The organism is Mucilaginibacter pineti (assembly GCF_900101875.1).
Lineage (GTDB): Bacteria > Bacteroidota > Bacteroidia > Sphingobacteriales > Sphingobacteriaceae > Mucilaginibacter > Mucilaginibacter pineti.
In genome coordinates this window covers 221238-234718 of sequence record NZ_FNAI01000009.1, presented here as the reverse complement: position 1 = coordinate 234718, position 13481 = coordinate 221238, and the positions used below count along the sequence as shown (strand labels likewise).

9 protein-coding genes are annotated in these 13481 nt (G+C 42.7%); 3 read left to right on the top strand and 6 right to left on the bottom strand.

Annotated elements, in window-relative coordinates; all coding sequences use genetic code 11:
- Positions 1 to 183 precede the first annotated feature (183 nt).
- Positions 184 to 2631 carry an outer membrane beta-barrel family protein gene (locus BLS59_RS19385; protein ID WP_091151642.1) on the top strand — a complete coding sequence of 816 codons (2448 nt, stop codon included), beginning with the start codon at positions 184 to 186 and terminating at the stop codon, positions 2629 to 2631.
- A gap of 174 nt (positions 2632 to 2805) precedes the next feature.
- On the opposite strand, the gene BLS59_RS19380 is transcribed toward BLS59_RS19385, so the two are convergent.
- Positions 2806 to 5310: a M14 metallopeptidase family protein gene (locus tag BLS59_RS19380; RefSeq protein WP_091151640.1), complete on the bottom strand. Its 2505-nt coding sequence runs from the start codon at positions 5308 to 5310 to the stop codon at positions 2806 to 2808.
- A gap of 175 nt (positions 5311 to 5485) precedes the next feature.
- Positions 5486 to 6418: a hypothetical protein gene (locus tag BLS59_RS19375; RefSeq protein ID WP_091151639.1), complete on the bottom strand. Its 933-nt coding sequence runs from the start codon at positions 6416 to 6418 to the stop codon at positions 5486 to 5488.
- A gap of 285 nt (positions 6419 to 6703) precedes the next feature.
- On the opposite strand from BLS59_RS19375, the gene recQ reads away from it, so the two are divergent.
- A complete protein-coding gene (gene recQ, locus BLS59_RS19370; protein WP_091151637.1) occupies positions 6704 to 8875 on the top strand; it encodes a DNA helicase RecQ in 2172 nt (723 codons plus the stop codon).
- A gap of 173 nt (positions 8876 to 9048) precedes the next feature.
- The gene (locus BLS59_RS19365) at positions 9049 to 10392 is read left to right on the top strand and encodes a UDP-N-acetylmuramoyl-tripeptide--D-alanyl-D-alanine ligase (protein ID WP_091151635.1); all 1344 of its coding nucleotides are present in this window, start codon (positions 9049 to 9051) and stop codon (positions 10390 to 10392) included.
- A 185-nt stretch (positions 10393 to 10577) separates the two neighbouring features.
- On the opposite strand, the gene ku is transcribed toward BLS59_RS19365, so the two are convergent.
- From ku to trmD, 4 genes are all read right to left on the bottom strand, one after another.
- Entirely contained in the window at positions 10578 to 11348 is a 771-nt protein-coding gene (gene ku, locus BLS59_RS19360; protein WP_091151634.1) for a non-homologous end joining protein Ku, read from the bottom strand.
- Positions 11349 to 11467: 119 nt separating this feature from the next.
- On the bottom strand, positions 11468 to 11623 hold the full coding sequence (locus BLS59_RS31280) for a lmo0937 family membrane protein (RefSeq protein ID WP_143014172.1): 156 nt from the start codon (positions 11621 to 11623) through the stop codon (positions 11468 to 11470).
- Positions 11624 to 12076: 453 nt separating this feature from the next.
- Entirely contained in the window at positions 12077 to 12424 is a 348-nt protein-coding gene (rplS, locus tag BLS59_RS19355) for a 50S ribosomal protein L19 (protein WP_091151632.1), read from the bottom strand.
- Between the two features lie 286 nt (positions 12425 to 12710).
- Positions 12711 to 13385, bottom strand: coding sequence for a tRNA (guanosine(37)-N1)-methyltransferase TrmD (gene trmD, locus BLS59_RS19345; protein ID WP_091151629.1), 675 nt, complete (start codon positions 13383 to 13385; stop codon positions 12711 to 12713).
- Positions 13386 to 13481 lie beyond the last annotated feature (96 nt).

The following is a 13481-nucleotide window of genomic DNA, read 5'->3' as shown; positions in this document are numbered from 1 at the left end:
CTATTCTATCAGCACCTTTGAATTATAAATCGAAACACTATGAAAAATACGCTTATATAACAACCAATACTAAAAACACCATAGGCTAACAGCCCAGACAACTAAAAAACTTATTTACTGAATTTTTAAAAGGGAGCATTTCCCTTAACGGCTTTTTATTGCCCAATTTTTAAAAAAACTCACATGAAAACTATCATCAATATAACCTTTACATGCCTGCTTGTAGCCATCAGCTGGGGTGTATCGTTTGCTCAAACCGCGAAACCTGGTACCGCAAAAGTATCCGGCTCGCTATTAAACGACCAGGGAAAACCAATGGACTACGCCAGCGTAAGCCTACTGCGTGCTGCAGATTCAACAATTGTTAAAGGCGCGCTGAGTAACGACAACGGTGTTTACATTTTTGACCGCATACCCGCCGGCAAATACCTAATCAAAGCTACCGTAATAGGTTACGAGAAAGCCGTGAGCAAGCCTTTTAATGTAGAAGAAAGCGCTGCCACAGTAGCTGCACCTGCATTAAGCATGCGTACCGCAAGTACTGCCTTAACCCAGGTTAACATTACCGCCAGCAAACCGCTTATTGAACGCAAAATTGACCGCACCGTTATGAACGTTGAAAACAGTGTACTTGCAGCCGGCAATACCGCTATGGAAATATTAGCTAAAGCCCCCGGCGTTACCGTTGATAAGGACGACAACATAAGCCTTAAAGGCAAACAGGGCGTTACCGTAATGATAAATGATAAGCTTACCTATCTATCTGCAGCGCAACTGGCTACCTTGCTAAAATCAACAGATGGCAATACCATTAAATCAATTGAAATAATTACCAATCCATCTGCAAAATATGACGCTGCGGGTAATTCGGGCATCATCAACATAAAACTTAAAAAGAACACCCAAAATGGCACAAACGGCAGTATCACTGTTGGCGGTGCTAAAAGCAAGTACTGGAGAGATAACAGCAGCTTAAACATTAACCATAAAGAAGGTAACCTTAACCTGTTTGGATCATTAAGCCGGGGCGATAACAAACGCGGGCATGACCTGGGTATTAACCGTATAGTTACAGATAGCGTTGGTAACAAAACCTATTTTAACCAAATGTCGAATATGCCAAGTGCCTACCATTACAATAACTACCGGTTAGGTGCCGATTATGATCTTACAGCAAAACATACCATTGGTTTTGTAGTAAGCGGCTATTCAAATTCTGAGAATGATATCAACAGCACATCTACCGTTATAGGTAAACAATTTGGTGTTGCCGATTCATCATTACGTACCGGGTCTGAATTTCATCAATCATACAAAAACTTTGCCCTTAACTTAAACGACAGGCTTAAAATTGACACCAGTGGCCAGGAATTGAGTTTCGATCTTGATTACTCAAAGTTTAAAAACAACAGCAACTCTCAATATAATACCGATTACTTTTTGCCCGATGGTAGCGTACAGCACGCTCCTCAGTTATTAAGAAACCAAACACCATCAAACATTACCATATACTCTGGCAAGGTTGATTACGCCAAACCACTTACAAAAACAATAAAACTGGAAGCAGGAGCAAAATTCAGCAGTGTTAAAACAGATAATGACCTGCGCGCCCAGATCTTTGACGGCAGCAATTATGTTAATGACACCACCCGCTCCAACCGTTTTATCTACAGTGAAAAAATTAAGGCCGGTTACATTAATCTTAACAAGCAATTCAAAAAAACATCGGTACAGTTGGGTTTAAGGGCCGAGCAAACCGAATCAAACGGCGAGCTTATGGGCAGCACCCCTGTGAAACGCAGCTATCTTAACTTTTTCCCAAGTGTATTTGTTAACCAAACGTTAAATGATAAAAACGAGATCAGCCTGTCATACAGCCGCCGTATAGATCGTCCGGGATACGACGACTTGAACCCCTTTATTTATTACCTTGATCCGTATACCTTTAGCAAAGGTAACGCGTTCCTTAACCCGCAATACACCCAAAACTTCGAATTTAACTATACCTATAATAAAACTATAAACGTAAGCCTGGGCTACAGCCGCACTACCAATGCCATAACCGAGCTTATTTTATCGCAGGGTCAAAAAACATTTCAAACCAATGCAAACCTGCAAACACAAAACAATTACAACGTTAACATAAACGCGCCATACACCATTACCAAATGGTGGACAGGCAATGTAAACGTAACCGGCTTTTATATGGGCTTTAAATCAGACTCGCTTGCCGGCTTTAATTTTAACGACGGCCAGGTTGCCGCACAGGCCAAGGCAACCCAAACATTTAAATTTGGAACCTACAGATTTGAGGTAATGGGCGACTATCAATCACCATTAACATACGGCATTTATAAAATAAGACCAAGATATTCTGTTGACATGGGTGTAAGCCATTCATTTTTGGATAAAAAAGCCAATGTTAAACTTGCCTGCGACGATATCTTTAACATCCGCCGTAATGACCTGAGCAGTCATGTTATTAACAACAACTTTACCATTAAACAACGTAACGATACCCGGGTACTCCGTTTAACATTCACCTACAACTTTGGTAACAATAAAATTAAAGCCCGTGAACACCGCAGCGGTGCCGACGATGAAAAAGGCAGGGTGAAGGGAAGCAATTAATGTGCAGATTATAGATGTGCAGATTTCAAATTACAGATGTGCAGATTGAAGCCACATAGCTTTCATATAAAAACGGCCCTTTTGGGGCCGTTTTTCATTTATTAATAATTGAAATCTATAATTTGAAATCTGCACATCTGTAATCTGTAATTTGAAATCTGCACATCCGAAGCCCTACTGCCCCACCATAAATACGGCATTGCAGAACAGCAGCTTTCCGTTTTCCCAGAAACTGCGGAACAGCGGATCATCAACCATATACACTACCGAGCCGCGGCCCATTGACTGTACGCCCAGTAATAAGCCATTATTAATTTTTTGTTTTGATACTGCACCCGCAAAGCCCGATGTATAGCTGTCTTTTTTAACAGTGCCTACATTCCAGCCGTCTTCGCCAAGCAGTTCATAAATATCATCGCTTAGTTTAAGTGAGTAATAATAGTTTGGTAAACCGAAACCAAGCGGATGTGTATTATCCAGGTTAAGCTTAAATATAGCACCCGGTATCATGGAGCGGATGGCATCCCTATCGCGATCTGCATATATTTTTACTGTTGGCTTGTCTTTATCCTTAGCGTCCTTGTCGTCTTTTTTATCATCCTTCTTTTTTATGCCGAAGCCGCTTTTGCCAGCCAGCAATGATACTGCATTCTCCATAGCTATCAGCTTTCCACCATCACGAATCCAGCCTTGCAGCTTATCCGAAGGAAAATCCTCATAACGCCCATCCGGGCAAATGATCACATCATAATCGCCAAGCCGCGTGCGGCTTAAATTATCATATTTAACCAGGGTAACAGGATAGCCCAGCTGTGCTTCAAACAGGTGCCAAACTTCGCCCATAGCTTCGGAGTTTACATCGTCGCCTGCCATTAGCATAACGCGCGGCTGACGAATGTACCGTATCGCGTCAGACCCCAAATCGTTCCCCTTATCAACAAAGCCCGATGAAAGCGGCGTTAATTCCTCATTAAGTTCAGCAGCTGTTTGGGTAATTACCTGGTCAAAATCGGCACGATCATTACTTGCCCGCGCGATGAGCAATGATCCCGCCCGAAACTGCTTACCGCCGGCCTCAAAAGGCTTTTCGGAGTAACGTACTTTAATTTTCTTTTTCAGCAATGCAGCCAGGAACTTAACATCACCAACAGATTGCCATGACGCAACGTAAGCATAAGCATGGGTATTAACCAATTGCTGCGCCTTAAGTACACCCCAGGTGGGGCTTGCCGGTTTAAATGACTCCTTTACACCATAAGCTTTAAGACCAAAAGCATAAGGAAGCGCCCATGCGGTAATATCATACGTGTTTGAGTCGGCAATAAAAGTGCGCGGCTCCAGCAATACATGTAAGAGTACAGCTTTAGGCTGATAAGCGTTTACCACCAGGTCATTAGGGCCAACGTTATACTGCTCGGTTTTACCGGTAAAGTAATCATAACCGGTAACCGACTTATTGCCCAGGCCAAAACCATATTGAATACCATTGCGGCTAAGCATGGTGGCCAGGGTATTTATGTTATTGTTGTTATCGTTTTTAATGATGTAGGTTTTATAATCGCCGGGAGGGTTGGTGCGGCTGTTATCAAAGAATTTTTTAAACTCATCCAATAACTTCTGCGCGTTTACCGATGCCGTTTCAATGGTACTTAAACCGGTAGAATGATGGTGAGCTATACGCTCGGCAAAGGTAAGGGTATCGCCGCTGCGTGTAATAACTGCCAGGCCTGCGCTAATGCCGCCCTGCTCATAGGTCATCCCTATTGAGCCATTATATAACGGATAGGTATCGCCATAAGATGGATACAGCAGGTCAAACTCTTGTTTGGTGAAATACATCCAGCCGTTCTGGTCGAAGTATTTGGCGTTATTTTTACCGATGGTAACCTGAAAATCGCGCTGCCATTGGGTAATGTCTTTATGGTAAGGTTCGGCGGCAGGGGCAAAGTAATAAGGTGCGTTGTAACCTTGCTCATGATAATCTACATGCACTTCGGGCAGCCATTGATTAAACAGGGCAACACGTGCCTGTGTTTCTTTTTGCTGCTGCCATGCCCAGTCACGGTTTAAATCAAAATAGTAGTGATTTACACGACCGCCCGGCCAAGGTTCAACATGCTCGCGCGCGGTTGGGTTAGGATCGGGCAAAACGCCGCGTACAGAATTATAGAAATGAACATAGCGGTCGCGCCCATCGGGGTTTAAGCAAGGATCAATAACTACAACCGTATTTTTAAGCCAGGCCTGTGTTTTTGTGTTCGATGGATCAACCATGTCATACAGTGTCCACATGGCGGCTTCGCTTGATGCCGGTTCGTTACCGTGCACGTTGTAGCTAAGCCAGGTTATTACAGGCGTATTGGCAATGGCGGTGCCGCTTTCAATACCTGCAAGGCGCAGGTTATTATGACGGATCCCCTCTAACCTGCCAATGTTTTCGTCGGATGCAATAAACATAGCCAACAAAGGGCGGCCTTCATTGGTACTGCCAAACTGCTGCAGCTTTACATTTTTTGATGCCTGGGCTACATATTTAAAATAATCTACAATGCGGTAATGGGGCGTAAACTGATCGCCCAGCTTATAGCCCAAAAACTCATCGGGCGATTTTATTTTTTGTGCAAACGCTGCCGAAACAGAAGCAATAGCCACTAAAACGAAGAGTAATTTTTTTATCATAAAATTGATATAGCGTGAAGTAAAAGCTAATATGCGTAAAATATATGCAGATGTGCAAATAACTTCAGATTTCAGATTCCAAATGTGCAGATAGCTGCAGATTCCAAATTTCAAATTTGCAGATTACAGATTGTTGTAGCGTGAATACAATTGCGGATTTCAGGGCTCCACGCAATTAGTTTGATTTATTGTCATTAATCACTCTTTTTTCAAACACCTGGGTAAATCTTTTATCGGGCGACTTATTAATTATCCTGGTTATTTGCAAAGTATTTCCAGTTACAGCGTAAGTACAGGTGTTTAACGGCGTGTTGTTTCCGTCAAAAAAGCTGATGATTTTTTGTTTTTCGTCAATGGTGTAGCTACTTCTGCTGTTGTCAAAAACGCTGCTGCTGGTGTTTGTCGTATTGTTTCCTGCAAGCTCGGCATAACGCCCGCCCGCATCAAAATGTACCTTAATATCCCGCGCAATGAGCGTACTATCGTTTAGTTTTTCGGATTTCAATATCCATTCGTTTGGTTTGTTATTGAACCAATCGCCGGTAAGTTCATTTTCTGTTTTGCGGTAGGTTGTCAGTTGTTTAATAAATACAAAATTTAGTCCTATCAATAACAATAAATTGATCGCCAGCTCCCAACCGGTAAACCTTAGTTTTACTTTGCCAACAACAATCAAAACCACCTCACGGATTTTTTTCCATTCAAATAAAAACAGCAAACAGTTTAACACCAGCAGCACCAATGATATTCTTTTGGTTTCATCCCAAAGATCTAAAGCCATGTTAATAAGGAAAACGTTTAAAGTAACAGGCAGTAATAGTATTGCACCCATAAGTGTAGTACGCCTGAACAATAACAACAATGCAGGTATCAACTCAAAAACCCCTAAAAGAACCTCAAACCATGATGAGTAACCCAGAAATGCCCAGGCAAGTGTTTTCCCGGAAAGCTTTTCCAATGTTGTTGGGTCCATTAGCGATTGCGATAAAACAAACTGAGTTTTAAAAAGCTTGGTTATGCCGTATGGCATCATGCTTATTGCAAGGGCATACCGTATTATTCCAAAATACAGATCTTTCTTTTTTAAAAAGGCGAGTACTTTTTTCATTGCAAAGGAGGATTTAGGATACATTTCATCTAACGGCAATATTTAACAATTATTTTTTTTTTCGAAAGATATCCCAACACCCGATAATTTACCTTAATTCCTAAAGTAAATTTCTAAAAATTTTAGCATTTAGGTTGCCGCATAATTCGTAATTTGCACCGTTGTGTCTGAGGGCTGAAATCTGTGAACTGAGGTCTGAAATTTATAATTTGAGATCTGCACATCTGACATCTGTAATCTGCACATCTGACATCTGACATCTGCATATCTGTAATCTACCCATCTATGACTCCTTTATCGGCCCTGCAAAAATATTTTGGTTACAGCGCATTCAGGCACCAGCAGGAAGCCATTATTGAGCATGTGCTAAACAAGCAGGATGTAATGGCGCTTATGCCTACCGGCGGCGGTAAATCATTATGTTACCAACTGCCCGCAGTATTACTTAACGGTCTTACCATCGTAATATCGCCCCTTATTGCGCTCATGAAAGACCAGGTATATAGCCTGAATGTAACCGGCATCCCCGCGGCATTTTTAAACTCGGCCCAAAACCCCGAGGAACAGCGCCAACTGGTTGAAAAGCTGCGGAACAATCAAATAAAACTGCTTTACCTTGCACCCGAGCGACTGTTTGGTAACGAAAACAAGCTTGTGCCGTTTTTAAAAACGCTTAATGTAGTGCAGATAGCCATTGATGAAGCGCATTGTATCTCATCATGGGGGCATGATTTCCGACCCGAATACCTGATGCTGGCGCAGTTAAAGGTGGAATTTCCGGATGTGCCGGTGATTGCCCTTACCGCAACGGCCGATAAGCTCACCCAAAAAGATATCCTCGAAAAGTTAAACCTCAAAAATCCGGCGGTATTTGTATCGTCGTTTAACCGGGCAAATATTAACTATAAGGTTGTTCCGAAAAAGAACAGCTTTAAACAGCTCATCGGGTTTTTAAATGAACGAAAAGACGAATCGGGCATTATTTATTGCCTCTCCCGTAAATCAACCGAAGCCCTGGCCGAGGACCTTAAGGAAGAAGGTTTTGCCGCCGAGGCGTACCATGCAGGCCTTAACAACGAGGTAAAGGCCCGCAACCAGGAAGCATTTTTGCGCGACGATGTAAAGATCATGGTAGCCACTATTGCCTTTGGTATGGGGATCAATAAATCAAACGTGCGCTACGTGGTGCATATCGATCTGCCTAAAAACATAGAGGGTTATTACCAGGAAACCGGCAGGGCCGGTCGCGATGGTTTGGCGTCTGAGGCGTTATTGCTTTATTCGCCGGGCGATGCCGGTAAGCTGCAGCATTTTGCCCGCATTGATGGCAACGAGGAGCAAAGCCGCATTATGCTCAACAAGCTAAACGATATGGTGAAGTACTGCCAGCTGCAATCATGTCGCAGGCAATACCTGATGAATTACTTTGATGAAGCTTTCCCCCCAAATTGCGGTTCGTGTGATGTTTGTCTTACCGAGTTTAAACGTTTTGATGGTACGCTGATAGCTCAAAAGGCGCTGTCGGCGGTGGCGCGGCTTAATGAGCGTTTCGGGGTAAACTATGTGATAGATTTTTTACGCGGATCAAAAACCGAGAAGATACGCGAGGAACATAAACTGCTAAAAACGTACGGCATAGGTGCCGATATCAGCAAAACCGACTGGCAGCGCTACATTCGCGAGCTGATCACCACCGGCTATTTGCAAATGGGCGGCCAGGAATATCCCATTTTGAATTTAACCCCGCAAAGCCAGGCCGTGCTAAAAGGCCTGCAAAAAGTTGAGTTTATTGAAAGTGAAGTAACCGAAGATGCCCACATTAATGAACCGGCACCACCACATGAAGCCGAACTACTGAGTCGCCTGAAAACCGTAAGGCACGGTATTGCAGAACTGGAGAACGTGCCCGCTTACATCATTGTATCTGATGCTACCCTGCTTGAAATGGCTACCTACCTGCCGCAGAGCTTAGATGAACTGAGGCTTATTTCGGGTTTTGGCGATGTAAAGCTGGCGCGATATGGTCGTGAGTTATTGCAGCCGGTTAAAGATTACAGTACTCAAAAAGGCTTGGCATCAAAAATTGCCTATAAATCGCCAAAGCGGGAGCGGAAGGTTAAGACACGTTCGGCTGAAAAAACCACCAAATCACGAAAAAGCGACGATACCCGTACACAAACCCTTGCCATGTACAAACAAGGTAAAGGCGTTACCGAAATTGCTTCCGCGCGCGGTTTATCGCCCATGACCATTGAAAGCCACTTGAGTGTTTTTATAGAAACCGGCGAAATAGATATCCTGGAGATAGTATCCGAAGATAAGATACCCGCTATTAAAGATGCCGTTGAAAGCTACGGCAATGAAAGACTGGCCCCTTTAAAGGAAATCCTGGGCGATAACTACAGTTACGGCGAAATTAAAGCGGTAATAAGCTGGATGAATAAAGGCAGTGAGTAGTATCAAGTAATTAGTATCAAGACAGAAAATGTATAATTTTACATCCTGACATTGCGAGGTACGAAGCAATGACAAAACTATTGAGACAAACTACTAAGATTTAATTACGTTTTAAACAATATTTAAGAAAAAGTCTTGATACTAACTACTCGATACTAAAACTTGATACTAACATGACCACTACCCAGCAACTTTACCAGCTATACCTGCAGCATCCTGTTATCAGTACCGATACCCGCAACATAGGTGCCGGCAGTCTGTTTTTTGCGCTTAGGGGCGATAAGTTTGATGCCAATACATTTGCACAAAAAGCCATTGAAGCGGGAGCAGCCTACGCCGTTATAGACAATCCGGAGTATCAGCTTGGCAATAAATATTTGCTGGTAGATGATGTACTTACCGCTTTGCAGGATCTGGCCCGTTACCACCGCGGCCAATTGCAGATCCCCGTTATCGGGCTTACGGGTACCAATGGTAAAACCACAACTAAGGAGTTAATAAACGCGGTACTGTCGCAGCATTTTAAAACGCAGGCCACGCAGGGTAACCTGAATAACCATATAGGTGTACCGCTTACTATTTTAACTATAGGTGCCGCTCATGAGATAGCCGTTATTGAAATGGGCGCCAATCACCAAAAAGAAATTGAATTGCTGTGCAGCATAGCCCAGCCATCACAAGGGTTAATTACCAATGTAGGCAAGGCGCACCTGGAAGGTTTTGGGGGAGTTGAAGGGGTTAAGAAGGGAAAGGGGGAGTTGTATGACTTTTTAAGTGGTGCGGGGAGCGGGGTGCGAGGTGCGGGTGTCACTTTTATCAACAGCGATGATGCTACCCTTCTTGATATGGCTGCCGCAAGAAAGCTGCACGATGTGGTTTATTACGGCACAAATACTATTGACGATTTGATTAGCGGCGAATTGTTGGAGAATTCGCCATTGCTTACCCTGGAGTGGACCAACAACAAAACCGGCGACAGCCATAAAGTAAAAACCCAGCTTACCGGCGCTTATAACCTGCATAATATTTTAGCAGCCATAGCTATAGGAACTTATTTTAATTTAACCGCTGCCGAAATTAACGCCGGCATTGAGGGTTATCAACCGAAAAATAACCGGTCGCAAATTGTAAAAACGGCTACCAATACCCTCATCTGCGATTATTATAATGCCAACCCAAGCAGCATGTTTGTGGCTATAGAAAACATAGGCAAGCTGAATGCAGCGCGTAAGGTGCTTATCCTGGGCGATATGTTTGAAATGGGTCCCGAAGCAGCAACGGAACATGCAGCAGTTATTCAAAAAGCGCTGGATACCGCGGTTGATGAACGTATTTTTATCGGCAAAGACTTTTTAAGTCAAAATTCGAAATTCAAAACTCAAAAAGAGGCCGCCACGTTTTATGCTACCGCCGAGGAAGCTATTGCAGGATTAAAAGCTAATCCAATCGCCAATTCAACTATCCTCATAAAAGGATCAAGGGGAATGGCTTTAGAGCGGCTGGTAGAATTGTTTTAGCACCTTCCTGTAGAGACGCAATACTTGCGTCTCGCGTATGCAAATCAACTATGCAAAGGGCTAATGCTTTGTTGGAGACGCAAGTATGCGTCTCTACATTTAAAACGAACTGGATAAATATACAGTTCAATTGAAATCACCCCCCTATTTTTAGAATTTAGAATTTGGCCATTAGAATTTCCAAGTCAAGCTCCTTTTTTGGTTTTTAAACTACTCATGAGCTGGTCGTACAGGTCGTCGCTGGATGTTGTGTGGGGTTTAAGTTTTTTAACCGTAGCTCGTTTCCCTTTTGATTTTGCCTTGATTATCTTCAGCAGTTCATCGTTATACTCGTCCTTAAATTTCGATACATCAAAATCTTCCGCATACTGATTGATAAGTGCAAGGCCCACGTCCAGTTCCTTTTTGCTTATAGCTACATCATCGGCTATGTTAAGTTCATCGGTATCACGAATCTCCTGCCCAAATCTGATACGGGTAATCACCAGCACATTATTTACCGGGTGCACAACACAAAGGCTTTCGGTACTGCGCAATACAAAACGGGCCAGGCCTGCCTTTTTTGATTGTTGCAGGGCTTTAAGCAGCAACGCGTAGGCTTTATTATTCTTGGTATCGGGTTCGGTATAGTAGGAGGTTTCGTAGTACATGGGGTTTACGTCGCCAATATCAACAAAGCTTTCTATTTCCACTACGCGGCTTTTTTCCGGAGCAGCATCTTCAAAATCCTGGTCGTCCATGATCACATAATCGTCGTTAAGCTTAAAACCTTTTACAATTTTATCATAGGGCACCTCTTTGTGGGTTTTCTCGTTCACCCGCTGGTAGCGGATGCGTGAATGATCGCGACCATCCAACATATCAAAATCAAGCGAACTGGTTTGCACCGCCGAGTACAGCTTTACAGGTATGCTCACCAAACCAAAACCAATAGAACCCTTCCAGATAGCTCTCATAACCAACGTTTTTATTGCTTTTTATATAACTGCGAAAAGCAGTAAACAGTTTTATATTATTACAGCCACAAAAAAAGCCACTTGTTTGAGCGGCTTTTTTAATTTATATTTTACTGGCTTTAAATAGCCGTTGGCCTTCTTATAATACCTAACAATACAGCAATAATTGCAATAACAAGCAATACATGTATCAGGCTGCCTACAGAGGTAAAAAACACGCCGATTGCCCAGCCTATCAGCAGGATAACCGCAATAACATACAGTAATGAGTTCATGGTAGTTTGATTTTAGTTAATGATTTTCATAGATACTATAACAATATCCAATAGATCAAAAATGTTTTAAATTTTTGTTATTGAGGTTGGTGGAAGCGCGAAAAAGCCGAAAATACGGGGAAAGGGACAAGCTTGAAAGATTTATCGTTTTACAAAACGGTTGTCATTTCGATGAGCATGGGAAGGGATGAGTGGAGGGGTAAAGAGAAATCTTCTAAACCAAGGCAGACCAACCTGCATACTTAGCTTTTAACATCGCAGAAGATTTCTCCTCGTACCTCGTCGAAATGACAACCTTTTTTATTTGTGAAGGAGGCTGGATCTATTCGGACTTGTAAAGGCAACAAGTACCTTACTCACGAAATTTTTTGCCATAAAAAAGGCCTTTCCGAATAAATTCGAAAAGGCACTGGGTAATTTTTTTGTATGCCTCTTTTAAAAGAGGTAGGGAAATTAAACTCTTTTTGATTTGATACGAGCTGCTTTACCGGTAAGGGCACGCAGATAGTATAATTTAGAGCGACGCACTTTACCAACGCTGTTCACCTCTATTTTATCAATATTTGGAGAGTTAATAGGGAAGATACGCTCAACACCTATTCCGTTAGAAACTTTACGAACGGTAAATGTTTCATTATTACCGGTACTGTTACGTTGAATAACAACACCTTGGTAAAGCTGAACGCGTTCCTTGTTTCCTTCTCTGATTTTATAATGCACACTAACAGTATCACCAGCTTTGAAAGTCGGAAACTGCTTTTTTTCTACTGATTGCTCTTCAACAAATTTTACTAAATCCATGATTTTTAGCTCTTAAAGCGATTTTTAGCCCGTAAAAATCGGATTGCAATTATAGGGATTTTTTTTAATAAATAAAAGTCTATTTTAAAAATTTCCACAATTTGTATTTTGTTAACAAAATTGAGGGAACGAATGGCCAATTTGGCTGATTATGTGCATAGTTCAATAAACTATTCGTAAAGCCTGTAAATGGGTAAGCCGTATATTTTATTAACGCCTTTTCGCAGGCTAATGCCGTTAATTGCGAGGTATCGGCATCGTTTACCACGCCTTCAGTGTCAAAACATTATTCCAACAGATCAGGTCGGCGGGTTTTAGTACGCTCCAGAGCTTGCTCAAAGCGCCATTTTTCAATTTCGGGAGTGTTACCACTTAATAGAATATCGGGCACCTTGTGGCCATTCCAGTCGGCAGGGCGGGTATATACCGGGGCATCCAGCATATCGTCCTGAAACGAATCACTCAGGGCCGAGGTTTCATCGCTAAGCACACCGGGAATAAGCCGCACAATGGCATCAACCAAAACAGCGGCCGGCAGTTCGCCACCAGAGAGCACGTAGTCGCCAATGGAAATTTCACGCGTTACATAAATATCACGGATGCGCTGATCAATGCCTTTATAGTGACCGCATAAAATAATGATATTGCCTTTAATAGACAGCTGATTGGCGATACCCTGATTCAACCGCTCGCCATCCGGCGACATGAAGATCACCTCGTCGTACTCCCGCTCGGCCTTTAGCTTTTCTATACAGGCTGCAAATGGTGGAATGGTCATTACCATGCCGCTGCCGCCGCCGTAGGGATAATCATCTACACTTTTTTGCTTACTGGTTGAATAATCGCGCAGGTTATGTACGTGAATTTCGGCAATGCCCTTTTTTTGAGCACGCTGCAATATTGAATGTGCAAAAGGACTTTCCAGTAAACCCGGCAAAACAGATATGATATCAAAACGCATGTGCAAATATGCAGATTATTGATTGATGTGCAGAATTGCGGATGTGCAGATTTTAAATTACAGATGTGCGGATTAATTGTAAGGGAGCTATTTGTA

What these genes read in the sequence shown, in the direction of transcription:
- ku (WP_091151634.1), bottom strand. Translation starts at nt 11,348, where the DNA reads ATGAGAGCTATCTGGAAGGGTTCTATTGGTTTTGGTTTGGTGAGCATA.
- BLS59_RS19385 (WP_091151642.1), top strand. Translation starts at nt 184, where the DNA reads ATGAAAACTATCATCAATATAACCTTTACATGCCTGCTTGTAGCCATC.
- BLS59_RS31280 (WP_143014172.1), bottom strand. Translation starts at nt 11,623, where the DNA reads ATGAACTCATTACTGTATGTTATTGCGGTTATCCTGCTGATAGGCTGG.
- BLS59_RS19365 (WP_091151635.1), top strand. Translation starts at nt 9,049, where the DNA reads ATGACCACTACCCAGCAACTTTACCAGCTATACCTGCAGCATCCTGTT.
- trmD (WP_091151629.1), bottom strand. Translation starts at nt 13,385, where the DNA reads ATGCGTTTTGATATCATATCTGTTTTGCCGGGTTTACTGGAAAGTCCT.
- BLS59_RS19380 (WP_091151640.1), bottom strand. Translation starts at nt 5,310, where the DNA reads ATGATAAAAAAATTACTCTTCGTTTTAGTGGCTATTGCTTCTGTTTCG.
- recQ (WP_091151637.1), top strand. Translation starts at nt 6,704, where the DNA reads ATGACTCCTTTATCGGCCCTGCAAAAATATTTTGGTTACAGCGCATTC.
- rplS (WP_091151632.1), bottom strand. Translation starts at nt 12,424, where the DNA reads ATGGATTTAGTAAAATTTGTTGAAGAGCAATCAGTAGAAAAAAAGCAG.
- BLS59_RS19375 (WP_091151639.1), bottom strand. Translation starts at nt 6,418, where the DNA reads ATGAAAAAAGTACTCGCCTTTTTAAAAAAGAAAGATCTGTATTTTGGA.